Raw genomic sequence first — 18,193 nt, 5'->3', positions numbered from 1 at the left:
CCGTGTACTCCTACGGAAGGCATATTCATGGGATTTACCGACGTCGACGGTTCTGACGGTGCCGTGGCTGTGGTCGGTGTCGGATGCCGACTGCCGGGTGACATCAACGACTTGAGCGGCCTGTGGGGTGCCCTGCGGGACGGGCGGGACCTGGTGGGCCAGGTGCCGGACGACCGCTTCGACGTGCCGCGGTTCGTCGACAGGCGTACGCCGCGGCCCGGAAAGGCGTACACGGCCGCGGGCGGATTCCTTTCCGATGTCGCCGGATTCGACGCGGGATATTTCGGCATCTCCCCCAGGGAGGCGGCGCAGTTGGACCCCCAGCACCGGCTGCTGCTGGAAATGGCGGTCGAGGCGCTGGACGACGCCGGAATCCCGGCCTCGTCACTCACCGGTTCGGATACCGGTGTGTTCATCGGAATGTCCGACCATTCGTACGGCACGTTGCAGCTCTCGCTGACGGCCGGCGTGAACCCGTACACCATGGTCGGCGGCGCCGCCGCCCTCGGGGCCAACCGCCTCTCCCATTTCCTGGACGTACGCGGGCCCAGCATGGCGATCGACACGGCCTGCTCCTCCTCCCTGGTGGCGCTGGACCGGGCATGCCGCTTCCTGAAGGAGGGCGGCGGCCGTACGGTACTGGCCGGTGGCGTCAACGTCCTGATCAGTCCTCTCTGTTACGTGGGTTTCTCCCAGGCGGGAATGCTGTCGCGGCGCGAGCGGTGCGCGGCGTTCTCCGCCGAGGCCGACGGTTTCGTACGCGCCGAGGGCGGGGGAGTGGTGGTCCTCAAGCGCCTGTCCGACGCCCTGGCCGACGGCGACCGCGTCCACGCCGTGATCGCCGGCTCGGGCAGCAACTGTGACGGCAGGACGCAGGGCGTGGCGCTGCCCAGCGCGTCGGCACAGGAGGCACTGCTGCGCTCCGTCTACGCGGAGGCGGGAGTGGACCCCGACGACCTGGTGTACTTCGAGGCCCACGGCACGGGCACCCCGGCCGGTGACCCCGTCGAGGCCCGCGCCGTCGGCCACGCGCTGGGGCGGCGCCGCAGCGTGGGCGCGCTGCCGCTGGGCTCCGTCAAGTCGAACCTCGGGCACCTGGAGCCCGCGTCCGGCATGGCCGGCCTGTTCAAGGCCCTGCTGGTCCTCCGCCACGGGCACGTCCCCGCGTCCCTGCACGCCGCGCCGCTCCACCCGGACATCGACTTCCCCGGCCTGGGGCTCGCCCCGGCCGTCGAGCCCCATCCCGTCACGGTGACCGAGCGGTCCGCCGTGGGCGTGAACTCCTTCGGGTTCGGCGGTGCCAACGCCCACGTCGTCCTGACCCCGCCGCCCGTCACCGTCCCGCTGCCCCGGCAGGCCACGGCACCGGACGGCGACCGGCCGCTGCCGGTGCTCGTCTCCGCACGCTCGGCACAGGCGCTGCGCGAAGCGGCCGCCCGGGTGGCGGAACGCCTCGCCACCGCCGACCCGGGAGACTTCTACGACCTGGCCCACACCACGTGCCTCCGGCGGAGCGCGCACCCGCACCGCGCCGTCGTCCTGGCGAGCGGGGCCCGGGAGGCGGCGGCCCGGCTGACGCGACTGTTCCCGGGCGACGGCGACAGCGACGACCCGGGGCGCACCGGCGAAGCCGCCGCCGGCGCCGTCGGCGAGACGACCGGAAACGGCACGGTGGCGTTCGTCTTCTCCGGCAACGGCTCGCAATGGCCCGGCATGGCCGCCGACCTCATGGCGCACGAACCGGTCTTCGCAGCCGCCGTCGACGATGTCGACACGGCCCTCGCCCCCCACCTCGGATGGTCGGTGGCCAAGCGGCTGGAGACCGGCGACCGCACCCACTGGCAGCGCACCGAGATCGCCCAGCCGATGCTGTTCACCGTGCAGGCCGGCCTGGTCGCCCTGCTCGCGGAACGCGGCGTGCGCCCCTCCACCGTCATCGGCCACAGCGTCGGCGAAGTGGCCGCCGCCCACGCCGCCGGGGCGCTGGACCTGCCCTCCGCCGCCCGCGTGATCGCCGAACGCAGCCGCGCCCAGGCCGCCACGGCGGGCAGCGGACGGATGGCCGCCGTGGGCCTCGGCGAGGCCTCCGTACGCGAGGTCCTCGCCGCGTACGAAGGGCGGCTGGAGATCGCCGGGATCAACAGCGGCCGGGACGTCACCGTCGCCGGAGACCCCGACGCCCTCGCCGCCCTCGGCGAGGAACTCGCCTCCCGCCAGGTCTTCTTCCGCGACCTGGGCCTCGACTACGCGTTCCACAGCCGCGCCATGGACGCACTGCGCGAACCGCTCGCGCACGCCCTGACGGGCCTCGCCCCCACCGCGACACGGCTGCCGATGATCTCCACCGTCACCGGCGAACCCGTCCCCGGCGAGGAACTCACCGCGGACTACTGGTGGCGCAACGTCCGCGAACCCGTGCGGTTCGCCCAGGCCGTCGACCGCGCCCTCGCCGACGGCGCCGACATCGTCCTCGAAATCGGCCCGCACCCGGTGCTGCGCCCCTACCTGCGGCGCGCCGCACACATGACGTACGTACCGACACTGCACCGCGACGCCGACGGCCCGGCCGGGATGGCGGACGCCCTGGCGGCACTGCTCGCGGCGGGCGCCCGGGTGGACTGGGACCGCCACTTCCCGCGGCCCGCCCGCCCCGCCGACCTGCCGGCGTACCCGTGGCAGCGCGAACGCCACTGGAGCGGCGCCCCCGAGAACTGGGTGCTGCGCACCGGCGGCAACGGCCGGATCGACCACCCGCTGCTCGGCGAGCGGATCCCCGCGCCGCAGCCCCTGTGGTCCGGCCAGGTGGACCCCTCCCTCGTCCCCTGGCTCGCCGACCACAGGGTGGCCGGGACCGTCGTCATGCCCGCGACCGGCTACGTCGAGATGGCCCTGGCGGCCGGGCGGCGCGCCTTCGCCTCCCCGGCCGAGGTGGCGTACGTCCAGATCCACCGCCCCCTCGCGGTGCCGTGGCCCGACCCCGAGTCGCTGGGTACGCAGGTGTCGGTGACACCGGACGACGGTGTCCTCACGGTCACCAGCACCGACGCACGTGGCGACGAACCGCGCGTACACGTACGGGCCCGGGTGCGCGCCCTGCTCGGCGCGCGCCCCCGGCCGCTCGACGCCACCGCCGTACGCGACCGGTGCCCGCGCACCGTCAGCGGCCCCGACCACTACCGGGCCTGCGACCGTGCGGGCCTGACGTACGGGACCGCGTTCCAGGTGCTCACGGACCTGCGGGTGGGCAGCGGCGAAGTGCTCGCCTCCTACCGGCACGAGGACGGCACCGCCGAGGAGACCCCCTACGAGGCCCACCCCGCCCTCCTGGACGGCGCGTTGCAGGCCGGAGCGCCCCTTCTGTACGACGACCCGGCCGCCAGGGCCGCCTACCTGCCGTCGGCCATCGGTGCCGTACGCGTCTGGCGCGCCCCCTGCGCCACCGGCCTGGTGCACGTGCGGGAGCGATCCCGTACCACGGCCGAGGTCTGCTGGGACATCACCGTCACCGACGAGGACGGCACCGTCACCGTGGAGCTGGAGGGCTGCCGGCTGCGGCGCCTCGCCGAGGCCGAGACGGCACCGGTCATGCTGCGCCACACCGTGCTGCGCGCCGCGCCCCGACCCGACGGCCCCGCGCCGGTGTTCCCGCCGCTCACGCCGTCCGGCATCGCGGCGGCGGCCGCCGAGCGGATCACCGCGCTGCGTACCGCCTGGCGGGAAACGCCCTACGAGGCGTTCGTCACCGCGTCGAAGGAAGGCCTCGCCCATCTGTGGGGCGACGTACTGAGCGGCTTCCTGCCCGAGCCCGGCGCGGCCTTCGACATGCGGACGCTCACGGCGGCCGGGCTCCAGACGCGCCACCGCCGCCTGGTCAAGCTGATGCTGCCCCTGATGGAACGGCACGGCCTGCTGTCGTCCCTGCCGGACGGCAGGTGGCGCCTGACGACCGACACCTTCCGCGCCGCCGAACTGCTGAGCGCGTTCGTGGCCGACCACCCGGCCTTCTGCTCCCAGGCGGCCCTCTACGCCCGGCGGGCACGGCACCTGGACGCGGTTCTGCGCGGGACCCGTGACCCCTTGGAGCTCCTGGCGTCCGACGGCTCCGCGTACGAACAGTCCTACGACCTCGCACCGGTGACCCGGTTCCACAACCGCGTCGCCCAGTCACTGGTGCGCGGCCTCGTCGAAGCGTGGCCGGGCGACCGGCCGCTGCGGGTCCTGGAGGTCGGCGCCGGAACGGGCGGCACCACGGCCGCTCTGCTGCCCTTCCTGCCGCCGGAGCGCACCCACTACACGTACACGGACGTCTCCGCCGCCTTCCTCACCCGCGCCGAACACCGCTTCGCCGCCCACGACTTCCTCCACTACCGCACCCTCGACCTCAACGCCGACCCCGGGTCGCAAGGCTTCACCGAAGGTGCCTTCGACCTGGTCGTGTCCGCGCACGCCCTGCACGCCACCACCGATGTGGCCGCCGCGCTGCGCCGGGTCCGTACCCTCCTGGCGCCGGGCGGACTGCTGCTGGCCCTCGAACCCCACGACACGGAGCAGCTGAGCGCCGTCTTCGGCACCCTGGAGAGCTTCTGGCAGCGCGGCGACCAGCATCTGCGCCCGCACTCGATCCTGCTCGCCCGCGACCAGTGGCCACCGCTGCTGGAGGAGTGCGGCTTCACCGACGTCGTCCTCAGCGGCGACGACCGGCAGCCCGCGCGGGACGACTACTCCGTCCTGCTCGCCGCGGCTCCGGCCGCCGAGGGGCCCGCCGGCCCGGCGCCGCTGCCCGCCCCGGACGGGCACACCGCCTGGATCGTCGCCGTCGAGAGCGAACGGGAGACCGCGACGGGCCGGGCGGTCGCCGAACAGCTACGGCAGGCGTCCTCCGAGGCCCCCGCCACCGTCACCACCCTCGTCGCCGACACCGCGCCCGAGTCCTACGCCCGCCTGCTGACGACGGGCGCCCAAGAAGTGGTCCTCACCCTCCTCTTCGCCGAACCGGAGACCGACCCGGCCGGCATGACCGCCCAGGCCACCCGCAGGGCCGCCCTCCTGCGCGCCGTGGCCTCCGCCTGCCGGGACGACCTGCCCGAGGGCGTCACCGTCCGGCTCTGGCTCGTCACCCGGCCCAGCGGGCTGTTCCCCGCCCCGGAGAACCCCGCCTTCCCCGGTGACGCCCCCGTCTGGGGCATGGCCCGCTCCCTCGCCAACGAGCAGCCCGCGCTCGGCATCCGCCGCGTCAGCCTGGAGCGCTGCGGCGAACCGGACACCGATGCCCGGCGGCTGGCCGCCGAACTGCTCGCCCCCGGTGACGAGGACGAGATCGTCCTGACCCGCAATGGCCGCTTCGTACCGCGCGAGACGCACACCCGGCCGGGCCTCGTGCCGCAGACCGCGCACACGCCGTCCGCGGCCTCGCCCGTGACCGCGCCCGCGTCCGTACCCGCGTCCGCGGCCGTGGCGGCGCCCGTGGCCGCGCCCACCGACGCGTACACGCTCCGCGTGTGCGACCCCGGGCTCCACTACCGCCTCACCTGGCAGCGCACCACCCCCGCCCGGCCCGGCCCGGGACAGGTGGCCGTCGCCGTACGGGCAGCGGGGCTGAACTACCGTGACACGCTGAACGCGAACGGGCTGCTGCCCCAGGAAGCGGTGGAGAACACCCCCAGCGCGCAAGGCCCCGGCCTGGAGTGCGCCGGCGTGGTCACCGAGGTGGGCCCGGGTGTGACGCGATGGGCGGTGGGGGACCGGGTGTTCGGGCTCGCTCCCGCCGCGCTGGCCTCGCACACCGTCACGTCCGAGGAGGCCCTCGGCCGGATCCCCGAGGGGATGGGCTTCGCGGAAGCGGCGACGCTCCCCGTCGTCCACGCCACCGTCCACCACAGCCTGCACCGCCTGGCCCGGCTCGCACCGGGGGAGACGGTGCTCGTCCACGGCGGCGCCGGAGGCATCGGCCTCGCCACCCTCCAGTACGCCCGCTCCTGCGGCGCCCGGCTGATCGCCACCGCGGGCAGCGAAGCCAAACGGGACTGGCTGCACGCCCTGGGCGTCGCACACGTCCTGGACTCCCGCAGCCTGGACTTCGCACCCGAGGTACGCCGGATCACCGACGGCGCCGGGGTCGACGTGGTCGTCAACTCCCTCGCCGGTGAGGCCATCGCCCGCAGCATGGACCTGCTGCGGCCGGGCGGACGCTTCATCGAACTCGGCAAACGCGACATCTACGAGAACAAGCCGCTGTCGCTGCGCCCCTTCAACCACAACATCGCCTTCTTCGGCGTCGACCTCAACACGCTGCCGCCCGAAGCACCCGGCAACGGCCGTCTGTTCGCCGAGGTGTCCGACCGCGTGGCGGCGGGAACGTACCGGCCGCTGCCGCACAGCGCCTACCCGGCCGCACGCGTCGACGAGGCCTTCCGCCTCCTCCAGCACTCCCGCCACATCGGCAAGGTCGTCGTCACGTTCGACCCCCTGGACGAGCCGGTCCAGGTGACGGCGGGAGGCCCGGCGCCCGCCCTCGACCCGTCCGGCACCTACCTGGTCACCGGCGGGCTGGGCGGCTTCGGTGCCGCGACCGCGACCCGGCTGGCCGAACTCGGCGCCCGGCACCTCGCCCTGGTGAGCAGGCGCGGCGACCGGGCCCCCGAAGCGGCCGCCGTCCTGGCACGCCTCAGCGAGCGGGGCGTGAAAGCCACCGCGTACGCGGCCGACGTCACCGACCCGGACGCCGTACGGCGGCTCCTGCGGGACATCGACGCCACCGGCCACGTGCTGCGCGGGCTGGTGCACTGCGCCATGCACCTGGACGACGCGCGCCTGACCGAGCTCACCGACGAGCGCGTCGGCGCCGTCCTGGCCCCCAAGACGACGGGCGGCGCCCTGCTGGACCTGCTCACCCGAGACCGGGCGCTGGACCTGTTCCTCGCGTACTCCTCGCTCACCGCCTCCCTCGGCAACATCACGCAGGCGCCCTACGCGGCCGGCAACGCCTATCTGGAGGCGCTCGCCCGGCACCGCAGGGCCGCCGGCCTGCCCGCCACGACGATCGCGTGGGGCGTCATCGGGGAGGCGGGGTACGTGGCCCGCCACGACATGGAGCAGTCCCTCGCACGAGCCGGAATGGTCTCCCTCACACCACGGGAGGCGTTCACCGCGGCCGGCGCCCTGCCGGCCGGCGAGACCGCCGTCGCCGGTGTCGAGCGCTGCGACTGGGCACGCGCCAAGGACCTGTTCCCGCTGCTCACAGGCCCCCGCTTCCACCGGCTCGTGCCGGACGACACGGACGACACCAGCCGCCCCCACGCCGACGTGCTGCGGGAACTCGCGCGCATGGCACCGGAGGACGCCGAGGCGGCCGTCACCGCCATGCTCGCCACCCTCCTGGCAGGCGTGCTGCACATGAGCGGCGACGAGCTGGACCCCCGGCGCCGCCTGGAGGACTACGGGCTGGACTCGCTCATGGGCGCCGAACTCCTCGTCGCCGTCCGCAACCGCTTCGACCTGCTCATCTCGCCCGCCGAACTCATGGGCAGCGGCCTGACGCTGGCCGACGTGGCCCGCCTGGTCCACCAGCGGCTGAGCCTGCGCCCCGACGACGGTGCGGAGGCCGGACGCAGGCCGGCGGGCCGGTGAACGCCGCCGTGACGCGTGAGGTGCGTGAGGTGCGTGAGGTGCCCTGGGCCCCCGGACGCCGGGGCCCGCTGGGCCACCTGCCGCTGCTGCGGCACGGACTGCTGCCCGCGCTCCTGGAACTGGGCGCCGCCGGCCCCATGGTGCGGGCCCGCCTGGGAACCACCACCGTGTACGTGGTGAGCGACGGCGACCTCACGCACGAGGTCCTGGCCGACCGGGCCGCCGCCTTCGGCCGCGAGCGAGTCGCCCGGGGAATGCGGGAGGCCATGGGGGACGGGCTGTTCACCGTCGAGGCGGAGATCCACCGAGAGCGCCGGAGGATCGTGCAGCCCGCGTTCGGGCGTGCCTCCCTGGCCGCCACCGCGCCCCTGATGTGCCGGGTCGCGTCGGACGTCGCCGGGCAGTGGCCGGTGCGCACGGCGTTCGACGTGGGTGACGAGGCGCTGAAACTGAGCACCGCTCTCACGGTACGTGCCCTGTTCCGCTCCGAGGCGTCGACGGAATGGGTGGCACGCCTCGTGGGCAGTGGGGCCATGCTGTCGAAAGGTACCCGGCTGCGGGGCGTCGCACCGCGGTGGTACTCCCGCGTGCCGACCCCCGGGAACCTCGCCTACCGGCGAGCGGTACGCCTGCTGCGGGAGGCCCTGGAGGCGCTGTACGCACACCACGCGCCGCCCGCCTGCGGCGGCGACCTGCTGAGCCTGCTGAACCGCGCCGCGTGCCCCGGCGAGGGAGCACCCCATGAGGGGACGGCCGGCAACGGAACACCCGGCATCACGCGCGCGACCGTACTCGACGAGATGGCCACCTTCTTCCTGGCGGGCGTCGGCACCACCGGCCGGGCAGTGGCCTGGGCCTGCCACGAACTGGCCGCCAACCACCACCTGGAGGAAGCCGTACAGCGCGAGGCCGACGCTCTGTTCCACAGCGGCCGGCCCCTGCCGGCGAACGTCCTCGACGCCCTGCCCGTCACCAGCCGCGTCATCTCCGAGGTCCTCCGGCTCTATCCCGTCCCGGTGCTGCCCCGCGAAGCGCTGCGCGAGGTGACCGTCGGCGGCTTCCGCCTCCCGCGCGGAGCCGTGGTCGTCCTCAACCTGTACGCCCTGCACCGCGACCCCGCCGTCTACCCCCGCCCGTCCGCCTTCGACCCCGACCGCTGGTCACCCGACGCCCCGCACCCGGTGCCGCGCACCGCCTACCTGCCCTTCGGCGCGGCCGCGCACCGCTGCGTGGGCGCCCCGTTCACCACCCTCGCCGCCCCGGTCGCCCTGGCGGCCATCGCCACCCGATTCCGCCTCCGCCCAGCCGACCCGCACCGCCCGGTACGCGCGGTGGGCGGCGTCACGACGTTCCCCGACCGGATGCTGATGACGGCGACCCCCCGCTCCGGCGCGAACGGCCGGGCGGCCGGCGTGCTCAGCCCTGGGCGGGGGTGAGGACCACGAAGTCGGCCCCGGCCGGGTCTACGCAGACGGCGAGCCGTCCGACGTCCTGCGCGTCCTCGGGGCCCATCTGGATGGTGCCGCCCTTCTCCCTGACCTTGGCGACCGTCGCGTCGCAGTCGGTGGTGCCGAAGACCGGGTGCCAGTAGGGGCGGCCGCCGGTGAGGGTGAGTGCGTCGGGCGGAAGCTGCATCACCCCGCCGTGCATCCGCTCCGGAGGCAGGCCCGCCGGAGTGATCAGCGAGTACGTCCCACCGCCGCCCGGCAGCTCCATGTCCTGGGTCTGCCAGCCGAACAGGTTCCCGTAGAAGTCCTTGGCGGCGGCCGCGTCCGTCGTGTACAGCTCGATCCAGCCCAGGCTGCCCGGCCCGTCCACCGCCTCCACGCCCTTGGTCGAGCCCGGCTGCCACACGGCGAACTGACCCCCCTGCGGGTCGGTGTACTGGGCCATCCGGCCCTCGCCGTCGGCGTCCATCGGGGCGACCCGTACCGTGCCGCCCGAGCGCTGCACCGCTTCGGTCGTGGCGTCGGCGTCGGGCGTGCTGAAGTAGATCATCCAGGCCGAACGGGCGCCCTGCTCGGTGAGCTTCCCGAGCCCGGCGACCGTCTTGCCGTCCAGCTTGAAAAAGCCGTAGTCCCCCTCCTCCGGGGTGAACGGCTGGAACTCCCAGCCGAACACCGAGGCGTAGAAATCAGCCGCCGCCGGGACATCGGGCGCGCCGAGGTCGAGCCAGCAGGGGGATCCGGGGGCGAAGTCAGTGGTGATCACGGCGCATGCCTCGTTTCGCGGCTGTCACGGAAATCGCGTACGGCAGAAAGCGTGACACCCGCCACTGACATCCGCCCTCCGGGAGGGACGAACCGGTGAGTGAGCTTCAGAAGGTGTGGGCGTGGCGGAAGATGCGCCCGGGGTCGTACGCCGCCTTCACCTTCACCAGCCGGGCGGTGTTCGCCCCGTAATAGGCACGGCGCCAGTCCCGCAGGGCCGGGTCGGTGTAGTTCTGGTACGCCTGGCCGCTCGCCCACGGCCGCATCACGTCGTACGTGGCGTCCAGCCAGGCCCGGTGACGGGCCACCGTGGCGGCGGGGGCGCGGTCGGGCCAGGAGACGATGTACTGGGCCAGGAAGAGCGCGTCGCGGTGGACGAACGCGGTCTCGGCCGCCCGTACCCGGTTCACCGCGCCGCCCATCGCGTCCAGCGCGACACTGCCCGCCCCGCCGCCGCTGAGCCGCGCCAGCTGTTCCACCCGGGTGATCAGCGCCTTGACGCCGTCGGCCGGGACGGGGCGTGTGTAGAAGTCGGAGCGCGCGGCGTACGACTCGCGCGCCACCCGGCCCTGCGGGGTACGGCCCGGCAGGGTGCCCTTCTGGTGGGCCTGCGGGACGGTCATGCCGGACACCCCGCCCATCACCTTCATCGCGTCCATGAAGGGGCGGGTACGGACCGACTCCGACGCGGGCGGCGCGCCGACGGCGCCGGCCAGCCGGTCGAGCCGGTTCTCCAGGTCCCGCCGGCCCGTCAGGGCCAGGCCGCCGACGCGGACCGACCCGGGCCGTCCGCCCACCGGGGCGGCCAGGTGGAGGTTGGCCCATATCCCGTCCGGCGCGGTGGGAGCCCAGCGCTGCCACTCACGCACCACCGCGGCGGCACGCGACCAGGGCCAGCGGAGGAAGAACGTGGTGCACTCCGGCGCCGCGTGCGTCCGCATCCGCAGTTCGGTCACGACCCCGAACTGCGCGTTGCCGCCGCCGCGCAGCGCCCAGAACAGCTCCGGGTCGCGCTTGGCGTCCACGTCCCGTATCCGGCCGTCGGCGGTCACGATCCTGGCGCCCGTCAGGCTGTCGCTGGTCAGCCCGTAGGCCCGGCTGACGACGCCGATGCCGCCGCCGAGCGCCAGGCCGGCGACACCCACCGTGGGACAGGACCCGGCCGGTACGGTCCGGCCGCGGGCGGTCAACCGGTCGTAGACGTCGATGAGTTTCGCGCCCGCGCCGATCGTCGCGGTGCCACCCGTCAGGGAGACGGACGCCATCGACTGTACGTCGACGATCAGACCCGTCCCCGACGACCAGCCCGCGTACGAGTGCCCGCCGCTGCGTACCGCGACCGGCACCCCGTGCCGGCGGGCGAACTCCAGGCAGCCGCGCACGTCCTCGGGCCGGGCGCAGTAGGCGATCCCGGCCGGGCGCACGGCGTCGAAGCGGGGGTTGAACAGCGTACGGGCCACGTCGTAGTCGCGGTCGCCCGGCCGTACCAGAGTCCCGTCCAGCCCCTTGGCCAGCGCCGCCCAGTCCGCCGGGCGGGGCGCGCCCGGCGCCCTGCCCGCCGTCCCGGCCCCCGCGCCCGACGCCCGGGTGCCCGCCAGCCCCGTGAGGAACGCCCCGGAGAGGGCAGCGCCGGCACCGGCGCCGAGGAGGCGACGACGGCTGGGCCCGCCGCCCGGTTCCGTTCGCGTGCCGCTTCCTGGTGTCGTCGTCCGGTCCATCGTCCGTTCCCCACTGCTGTGTTGACCTGTCGCAGGGAGGATGATGTGAACCAGCAGCAAGAGGTTGCGCGCGACCACCCGACCATTGAGAGGGATTTGACGTGGCAGGCACCACCGAACGTACCGACAGCCCACTGGACCGGCTCCTATCGCTCGGCACCCTCGCCGTCGCGGCGGCCGCGCTGACGGGGACCGTGGCGCTGTCCATGGTTCTGGTGGCCTTCGGCAACATCACGGACTTCGGGTCCAACCAGCAGTTCGTCCAGCATGTCCTGGCCATGGACACCACGTTCAAGGACCCGCAATTGATGTGGCGGGCGATCACCTCGCCCGCCCTCCAGAACGCGGCGTACATCGCCATCATCGTCTGGGAGGTCCTCACCGCGTCCGTCCTCGTGGTCGCCACCTGGCTCTGGGCGGTCGGGCTGCGGCGGAGAGCCTACGACCGTGCCCGCCGGGCGAGCACCGTCGGCCTGGTGATGGTCCTGCTGCTCTTCGGGCTCGGCTTCTTCGGCATAGGCGGTGAGTGGTTCGTCATGTGGCAGTCCTCGGACTGGAACGGGCTGGACTCGGCACTGCGTTACGTCGTGCTGGCGGCCTTCGCCCTGATCGTGGTCCACCTTCCGGCCGCGCGCCCCGACCGGCCGGCGTAAGCGGTCAGAGCCTCCCCGGGTCGGTGGAGGGCGGCCGGGAGACGGTGTGCCTGGTACGGAGGCGCGGCACGGGGACGGTCCTCCGGGGCGGGCCACTGCCTCAGCGCCTCGACCAGCCCCGGTGCCGGTCCGGTCCCACTGCCGCGTGCCGGGATCGAGGGCAGCCTGACCACCGCGTCGATGCCGCCCCGGGAGGCCTGGCTCCGGGGCGGCGTGGCCGCCGCAGGCGGCCGGAGCCGCCGCACCAGGGGCAGGCCGATTCCGCTGCCCCCCCCGGTCGAGCCCGATGCGCGCCAGAACCGGTCGAAGGCGCGTTCACGCTGTTCGGGAGGCATCCCGGGGACCTGCGCCCTTCACTCCGGCAACACCGTCTGCGGCGCCCTGGGAAACCCTGCCCCTGACGGCCGTCGTCGCCCGCGGCTCCGCCAACGTCCAGTCCTGAGCGCGCACCCGGCTCTCGCGCAATGCCGAACGGCGCCGGCACGGCCGGCGGCGGGGAGGGGGCCCGGCCTCGACAAGGACGGGGATCAGGAGGGCGACGGATTCGCATGGTTCACCGACACCAGGGGCTGACCCGGTCACCCTGTCACCCGTCTCCTGTCGGCCGTCACCCGTCTGCCCGGGACCGGTGGCCCGGCGGTATCGGCGACCGCAAGCTGGCGTTTCCGCGTACGGAGCGGCAGCAGGTCCTGCTGGTATCGCCGGGGTGTCGGGAGAGTCACGTGCGGGTCGCCATCGTTGGGCAGGGTTATGTCGGAGTGACCGGGGCCGTCGCCCTCGCCCGGCAGGGGCATCACGTGACGGGCATCGAGCGCGAGCCCGCCCGGCTGGCCTCGCTGGAGGCGGGGCGCACGCCGGTGTCCGAGCCGGGTCTGCAACAGGAGCTGTCGCTTGCGAGGGAGACCGGGAGGCTCACCTTCGCGTCCGACCTGGCGCACACGCACCTCAGACAGCCCTTCGAGGTCGTCCTGATCACCGTGGGGACACCGCCCGACGAGACCGGGGCCGCGGACCTGTCACAAGTGGCGTCGGCCCTCGCGGACGTGGCGGCCCTGCTGCCGCCCCCGGCCGTGGTGCTGAAGTCCACGGTGCCGCCCGGCACCAGCGCCCGGCTCCTCCAGGCCCATCCGCAGATGCGCGACCGCTACGCCTACAACCCGGAGTTCCTGAACCAGGGCAGCGCCCTGGACGACTGGACCACCCCGTCCCGGACGGTGGTGGGCCTGTGGTCGCAGGACGCGCTGCCGGTGCTGCACCAGCTGTACGGGGAGCAGACGTGCCCCTGGGTGGTGACTACGCCCGACACCGCCGAGATGATCAAGTACGCCGCAAACACCTTCCTCGCCATGAAGATCAGCTTCGCGAACGAGTTCGCACGGTTGTGCGCCGCACCCGACCTCAACATCGACAAGGTGATGCAGGGCGCGGGCCTCGATCCGCGTATCGGGCACGCCTTCCTCCAGCCGGGGCTCGGCTTCGGCGATTCGTGCCTCCCCAAGGACACCGAGGCACTGGCGCACTGGGCGGCCGGCCGCGGCGTGGCCACGCCTCTCCTCGACGCGACCATCGCCGTCAACCGCGCCCAGCCCGGACTCGTGTGCGACGTGCTCCGTGAGGAGCTGGGCGAGCAGCTCGCCGACTGCGAGATCGCCGTCCTGGGCGCCCGCTACGAGCCGTGGAGCGACGACATGCGGGCGGCGCCCAGCCGGGTCCTCGTGCCCCAGCTGGTCGCCGAGGCGGCGGCCGTACGCATCTGGGACCCGGCCACGGACCCGGAACACCTGCAGCGGCTGTTCCCGGGCACCCGGCCGTGCCCTGAACTGCGCGCCGCCGTCCAGGGCGCCCGGGCGGCGCTCGTCCTCACCGAGTGGCCGGAGACCATCGAGGCCGACTGGTCCCTGATGGCCGCCAGAATGGCGCCGCCCGCGGTCGTCGTGGACGGCAAGAACTGCCTGCTTCCCGAACGGCTGGCCGGCCTGCCCCTCACGTACCGCAGCATCGGCAACCGCCTCCCCGACCGCGTCACCGCCCCCGCCGAGACGCCGCGCCCCGCGACGAGCGCGTAGGCACGGCGCCCCGGCGACCGTATCCCTCCGGATCAGGCGGCGGACGGCAGTTTCCGCTGCACGGTGATGGCGTTGAGGCGGATCGTGTACTGGGCGGTGTCCTCGACCGTCAGCGTCCTGACCTCCTCCGGGCTCAGAGCGACCGTCACATTGGCACAGAAGGCGACGGCGTACAGGGAGTCGTCGGTCTCCTCGTCCTGGAGGGCGAACAACACGTTGTAGTAGTAGCTCGTGTTGTCCGGGTCCTCCCGGTAGAAGGAGAGGTGGGTGCCCGTCTGCCCGTGCAGTCCCACGAAGGCGTCGGTGAGCGCCTGCTCGACCTTCTCCCAGAAGGCGGGGTTCGCGAACGGCTGCGGAAGGGCCTGGCGTACGGCCTCCCTGAGGGAGAGGACCATCACGCTGACGGGAGCCGTCTCCTGCAGACCCCAGCCGCGAATGATCTTCACGGTCGAGCTGTCCGGGATACCGCTCGCCGCCCGGCTGATCTCACCGAAGTCGAAATCCACCGTCGCCGGGGCGATCGCGTGCTGGAACCTGGCCTCGACGCCCTGCGCCTGCTCCATGAAGGACGACCCCACCTCGAAGACCGGCCTGAAGGTCGTCTTCTCGGTGGCGATCCGGTCAACCATGGCTGCTCCTAGCATGTCGAAAGTGATCGCGCCCGGTCGGTCAGTATGCCGTTCACCCGAACGCCCGATGCACGGGCACCCGATTCCGCCCCCGGGCACGCCGTCCTGGGCCGCCGGCCCATCGTGTACGCCGGCCTGCGACATGCCGGCCCCGTGTGTATGTCGGCCTGCGACATGCCGGCCTGGGCACGCCGAGCTTGGGCACGCCGAGCTTGGCCAGGTGGGGCGCGTGCACGCCGAGCCTGGGCGCGCCGGCCGCTCGGGCACACGCGGACGCCCGGGTACGCCGGTCTCGGGCGCCCGGCCTCGGGCGCGTCGGACTGCTAGGCGCCGGCCTCGTACACGTCGAGCCTCCCGCACATCCCGAACCTCCCGGACGCGGAGGGCAGGTGCGCGTGCACCTCCGCGGCGGCCAGGTAGCCCGTCTCGCCGCGCTCCAGGAGGTCCAGGTGGCGGGCGGTGGCGTCCGCCGAGGCCGCCGCGCCCTTCCGCCAGCGCCTCCGCCATTCGGCAGCCCGCGCCCGCACCAGCCGGGCGGCCGCCCGGTGGAACGCGGCCAGGGGCTCCGGGGCGCCCGCCTCGGTCGCCGCGCGCAGCACGGCGAACCCCTCCAGTGCCAGGTCGCGCCGGCGGCGGGCGGCCCGCGCGACCTCCGCCTCCGGGCGGTCCGCCGGCAGCGCGACCGCCGCGCGGTACGTTTCCGGGTCGGCGAGCAGCGGCGGCGGCAGGGTCAGGACCGCGTCGCCCGCCTCGGGCAGGCCCCGGTTCTGCATCAGCACGGTGATCTCCAGCGCACCGTCGTCGTTGACCAGCCGGTGGACGGTGCCCGGCGTGAACCACACCAGCCCGCCAGGCACCAGCGGTGTCTCCCGGAGACCGGAAGCGGTCAGGGTCTGCACGCGGCCACTGCCGCCCGTCACCACATAGCCCTCGGTGCACGTCAGATGGACGTGCGGAGTGCCGCCGCGCGACCCGTCGGCGGCGGGCCAGTCGTACACCCGCAGCCGTGACACGCCGATCCCGCCGGGAAGTCCGCCGTACGTCGCGGAGGGCGTCACCAGGGCAGCTCCTTCAGCCGCGCGGTGATCCACTCGCGCTCCCAGGCGGCGTCCGCGATCAGGATCCGGTAGCGGCGGGCGAGGGTGTCGCCGGGTGCCAGCACCAGTTCGTCGTGGAAGGCGAAGGAGGGCGCGACGGCCGCCATGGGGTCGTTGCGTACGAACCAGTGCGCCGGGTGTGTGCCCGCCGCGCCGTCGTGGTCGTTCTCCGGAGCGTGCGCGAAGACGAGAGTGGCGTGGCCGTCGACGCCGTCGTGCTCACCGATGTAGGCCAGCCACTCCGACTGGCTGCCCATCAGGTCCGGGCCCTCCGCGCCGTCGGGGCCGAGCACGGTCCCGCCCGCGAAGGCGCGCGGGCCGCGCCAGAACAGGCCCGTGTAGCCGGCCATCTCCCGCCCCTGCGTGGTGGGGCTGCCGAACCGCAGCGGCTCGTCGCGGCGGTTGGTGACGGCCGACGACCAGGTCAGCGCCCAGGAGCCGGACGCGGGGCCGGATCCGGGGTCGACGTCGTGCACCTCGATGCGGCGCAGCTCGTCCGCCCACAGCTCACCGCTGTACGGGTGCCAGGTGAGCCGCTCGGTGAGGGTGATCCGCCCGTCCCGCTCCGACACCTCGTCGAAGGACCGGTGGACCATCGAACCCACCCGCTCGGGCAGCGCCCGGTACCCCTCGCCCGGGACGTACGTGTTGCCGCCCCACAGGTTCTGGCCGGAGAGGTGGGAGGCCGTCATCTGAAGGCCCTTGTGCCAGCGGTGGTCGTTGGGCCGGTACCCGGTGACCGTGTGCCCGGCGAGGGTGCGCAACGGGTGGATGTACGGCTTGGGCGCCTCCCACGCCGCCTCGGGCCGGTACACGTACCGCAGCAGCTCGACGTCGCCCGCCGACACCGAGACGTGGTCACCGTGGGCGTGGACGACACGCGGCGCGGGGTTCACCGGGCCGCCGCCTTCCGGGGCGTGGGGACGGTGCGGGGCCGGGGCCGTGCCCCGGGCGCCCAGCCGGGCGCGTCGCCGTGCAGGGCGGTGTAGTACGGGTCGCCCGGGCCGATCTCGCCGGCCCGCACGGTGGCGCCGGTGAACGCCGACTTGTACAGCGCGGCGACCAGCTCCAGGCTCGTACGGCCGTCGGCGCCGCTGCTGCGGGGGCGGCGCCCGGCGCGCAGGTCGGCGAGCAGGCCGCGCAGTTGCGCCAGGTGGGAGCTGGGCTCGTCCGCGCCGAACTCCCGCCAACGGTCGGCCTCTTCAGCCGGGACGCCCGGCGCGGGCGTGATGCGCCAGTCCGCGTTCCGGTAGCCGTACAGATGGGTCAGCTCGACGGTGGCGCGCTCGCAGTCGAGCCGGATCCGGCTCACCTCGTCCGGGCTCAGCACGCTGTTGACGACCGTGGCGAGAGCACCGCTGTCGAAACGGATCAGTGCGGTCGACACGTCCTCCGTCTCGATGTCGTGGACCAGCCGCCCCGCCATGGCGCTGATCTCCGCCCAGGGGCCGAGCAGATCGAGCAACAGGTCCATCTGGTGGATGCCGTGGCCCATGGCGGGCCCACCGCCCTCGGTGTCCCAACGCCCGCGCCAGGGAACGGCGTAATAGGCGGTGTCCCTGTACCACGTCGTCTGGCAGTGCGCCACCAGCGCCCGCCCCAGGGCCCCTTCCGCGAGCAGGCCCTGGATGTGCCGTGCGCCCGAGCCGAAACGGTGCTGGAAGACGATCGACGCGTACGGTCCTCCGTCCGTCTGCGCGCCCGGCGCGCCCGGCCCGCCCGGCCCGCCCTCCGCCGCCTCGATCGCGTCGAAGTCGGCGAGCGACGGGCACGGCGGCTTCTCGCACCACACCCACGCCCCGGCGCGCAGCGCTGCCACGGTCTGGTCGCGGTGGAACCGGGGCGGGGTGCAGATGGTCACCAGGTCCGGGTGCTGCTCGTCGAGCATCCGGTCGAGGTCGGTGTACGGGTGGGGGATGCCGCCCTCCGCGCAGAACGCGGCGGCCGCGGCGGCGTCGATGTCGACCGCCGCGACGACCTCCAGGGGCTGTTCGGCCGCGAGCGCCGCCAGCGCGGGCAGGTGGCTGCCCCGGGCGATCGCTCCGGTGCCGACGACGGCGACCCGGACGGTTCCGTCGCGCGCTGCACGCCTGGACGTGACACACACCCCCTCGGGGAGCGGGGGCGCGAGCACGGACAGCAAGCGCTTTCTCCCCGTCGCCGACAGAACCTAGGTCCGCACCGGCTCGCGGTC

Annotated in this window: 11 protein-coding genes; 4 read left to right on the top strand and 7 right to left on the bottom strand. The window is 74.0% G+C overall.

What is annotated here, in order from left to right:
- Positions 1-27 precede the first annotated feature (27 nt).
- Together AMK26_RS32125 and AMK26_RS32120 are read left to right on the top strand one after the other, a co-directional pair.
- Positions 28-7,626, top strand: coding sequence for a type I polyketide synthase (locus AMK26_RS32125; RefSeq protein ID WP_073759094.1), 7,599 nt, complete (start codon positions 28-30; stop codon positions 7,624-7,626).
- 29 nt (positions 7,627-7,655) lie between these two features.
- Positions 7,656-9,062, top strand: a complete 1,407-nt coding sequence (locus AMK26_RS32120) for a cytochrome P450 (RefSeq protein WP_143608678.1) — start codon at positions 7,656-7,658, stop codon at positions 9,060-9,062.
- Here the strand turns inward: AMK26_RS32120 and AMK26_RS32115 are convergent.
- Together AMK26_RS32115 and AMK26_RS32110 are read right to left on the bottom strand one after the other, a co-directional pair.
- On the bottom strand, positions 9,043-9,837 hold the full coding sequence (locus AMK26_RS32115; RefSeq protein WP_073759090.1) for a VOC family protein: 795 nt from the start codon (positions 9,835-9,837) through the stop codon (positions 9,043-9,045). The two genes, AMK26_RS32120 and AMK26_RS32115, sit on opposite strands and share 20 nt — an antisense overlap.
- A 106-nt stretch (positions 9,838-9,943) precedes the next feature.
- Positions 9,944-11,554 (bottom strand): FAD-binding oxidoreductase, encoded by a 1,611-nt coding sequence (locus AMK26_RS32110; RefSeq protein WP_073759088.1) that lies wholly within the window; start codon positions 11,552-11,554, stop codon positions 9,944-9,946.
- 101 nt (positions 11,555-11,655) lie between these two features.
- Between AMK26_RS32110 and AMK26_RS32105 the strand changes: the two genes are divergently transcribed.
- On the top strand, positions 11,656-12,207 hold the full coding sequence (locus AMK26_RS32105; RefSeq protein WP_079277913.1) for a DUF2165 domain-containing protein: 552 nt from the start codon (positions 11,656-11,658) through the stop codon (positions 12,205-12,207).
- On the opposite strand, the gene AMK26_RS38625 is transcribed toward AMK26_RS32105, so the two are convergent.
- Entirely contained in the window at positions 12,135-12,542 is a 408-nt protein-coding gene (locus AMK26_RS38625) for a hypothetical protein (RefSeq protein ID WP_338015610.1), read from the bottom strand. The two genes, AMK26_RS32105 and AMK26_RS38625, sit on opposite strands and share 73 nt — an antisense overlap.
- Before the next feature lie 387 nt (positions 12,543-12,929).
- Here AMK26_RS38625 and AMK26_RS32100 point away from each other — a divergent pair, with 387 nt between their 5' ends.
- Positions 12,930-14,273 carry a UDP-glucose dehydrogenase family protein gene (locus AMK26_RS32100; RefSeq protein WP_073759086.1) on the top strand — a complete coding sequence of 448 codons (1,344 nt, stop codon included), beginning with the start codon at positions 12,930-12,932 and terminating at the stop codon, positions 14,271-14,273.
- Positions 14,274-14,305: 32 nt separating this feature from the next.
- On the opposite strand, the gene AMK26_RS32095 is transcribed toward AMK26_RS32100, so the two are convergent.
- The 4 genes from AMK26_RS32095 to AMK26_RS32080 form a co-directional block, all read right to left on the bottom strand.
- Positions 14,306-14,902: a Type-2Aa cytolytic delta-endotoxin gene (locus tag AMK26_RS32095; protein ID WP_073759084.1), complete on the bottom strand. Its 597-nt coding sequence runs from the start codon at positions 14,900-14,902 to the stop codon at positions 14,306-14,308.
- Positions 14,903-15,225: 323 nt separating this feature from the next.
- On the bottom strand, positions 15,226-15,963 hold the full coding sequence (locus tag AMK26_RS32090; RefSeq protein ID WP_073759373.1) for a cupin domain-containing protein: 738 nt from the start codon (positions 15,961-15,963) through the stop codon (positions 15,226-15,228).
- Entirely contained in the window at positions 15,957-16,895 is a 939-nt protein-coding gene (locus AMK26_RS32085; RefSeq protein ID WP_073759082.1) for a PmoA family protein, read from the bottom strand. Before AMK26_RS32085 ends, AMK26_RS32090 begins: the two co-directional genes overlap by 7 nt.
- Positions 16,892-18,106: a Gfo/Idh/MocA family protein gene (locus tag AMK26_RS32080; RefSeq protein ID WP_073759371.1), complete on the bottom strand. Its 1,215-nt coding sequence runs from the start codon at positions 18,104-18,106 to the stop codon at positions 16,892-16,894. The genes AMK26_RS32085 and AMK26_RS32080 overlap by 4 nt, the downstream gene beginning before the upstream one ends.
- Between the last annotated feature and the right edge of the window lie 87 nt (positions 18,107-18,193).

The sequence above is a fragment of the Streptomyces sp. CB03234 genome (genome assembly GCF_001905885.1).
In the GTDB taxonomy this organism is placed as follows: domain Bacteria; phylum Actinomycetota; class Actinomycetes; order Streptomycetales; family Streptomycetaceae; genus Streptomyces.
This window is presented reverse-complemented; position numbering and strand designations above follow the sequence as displayed.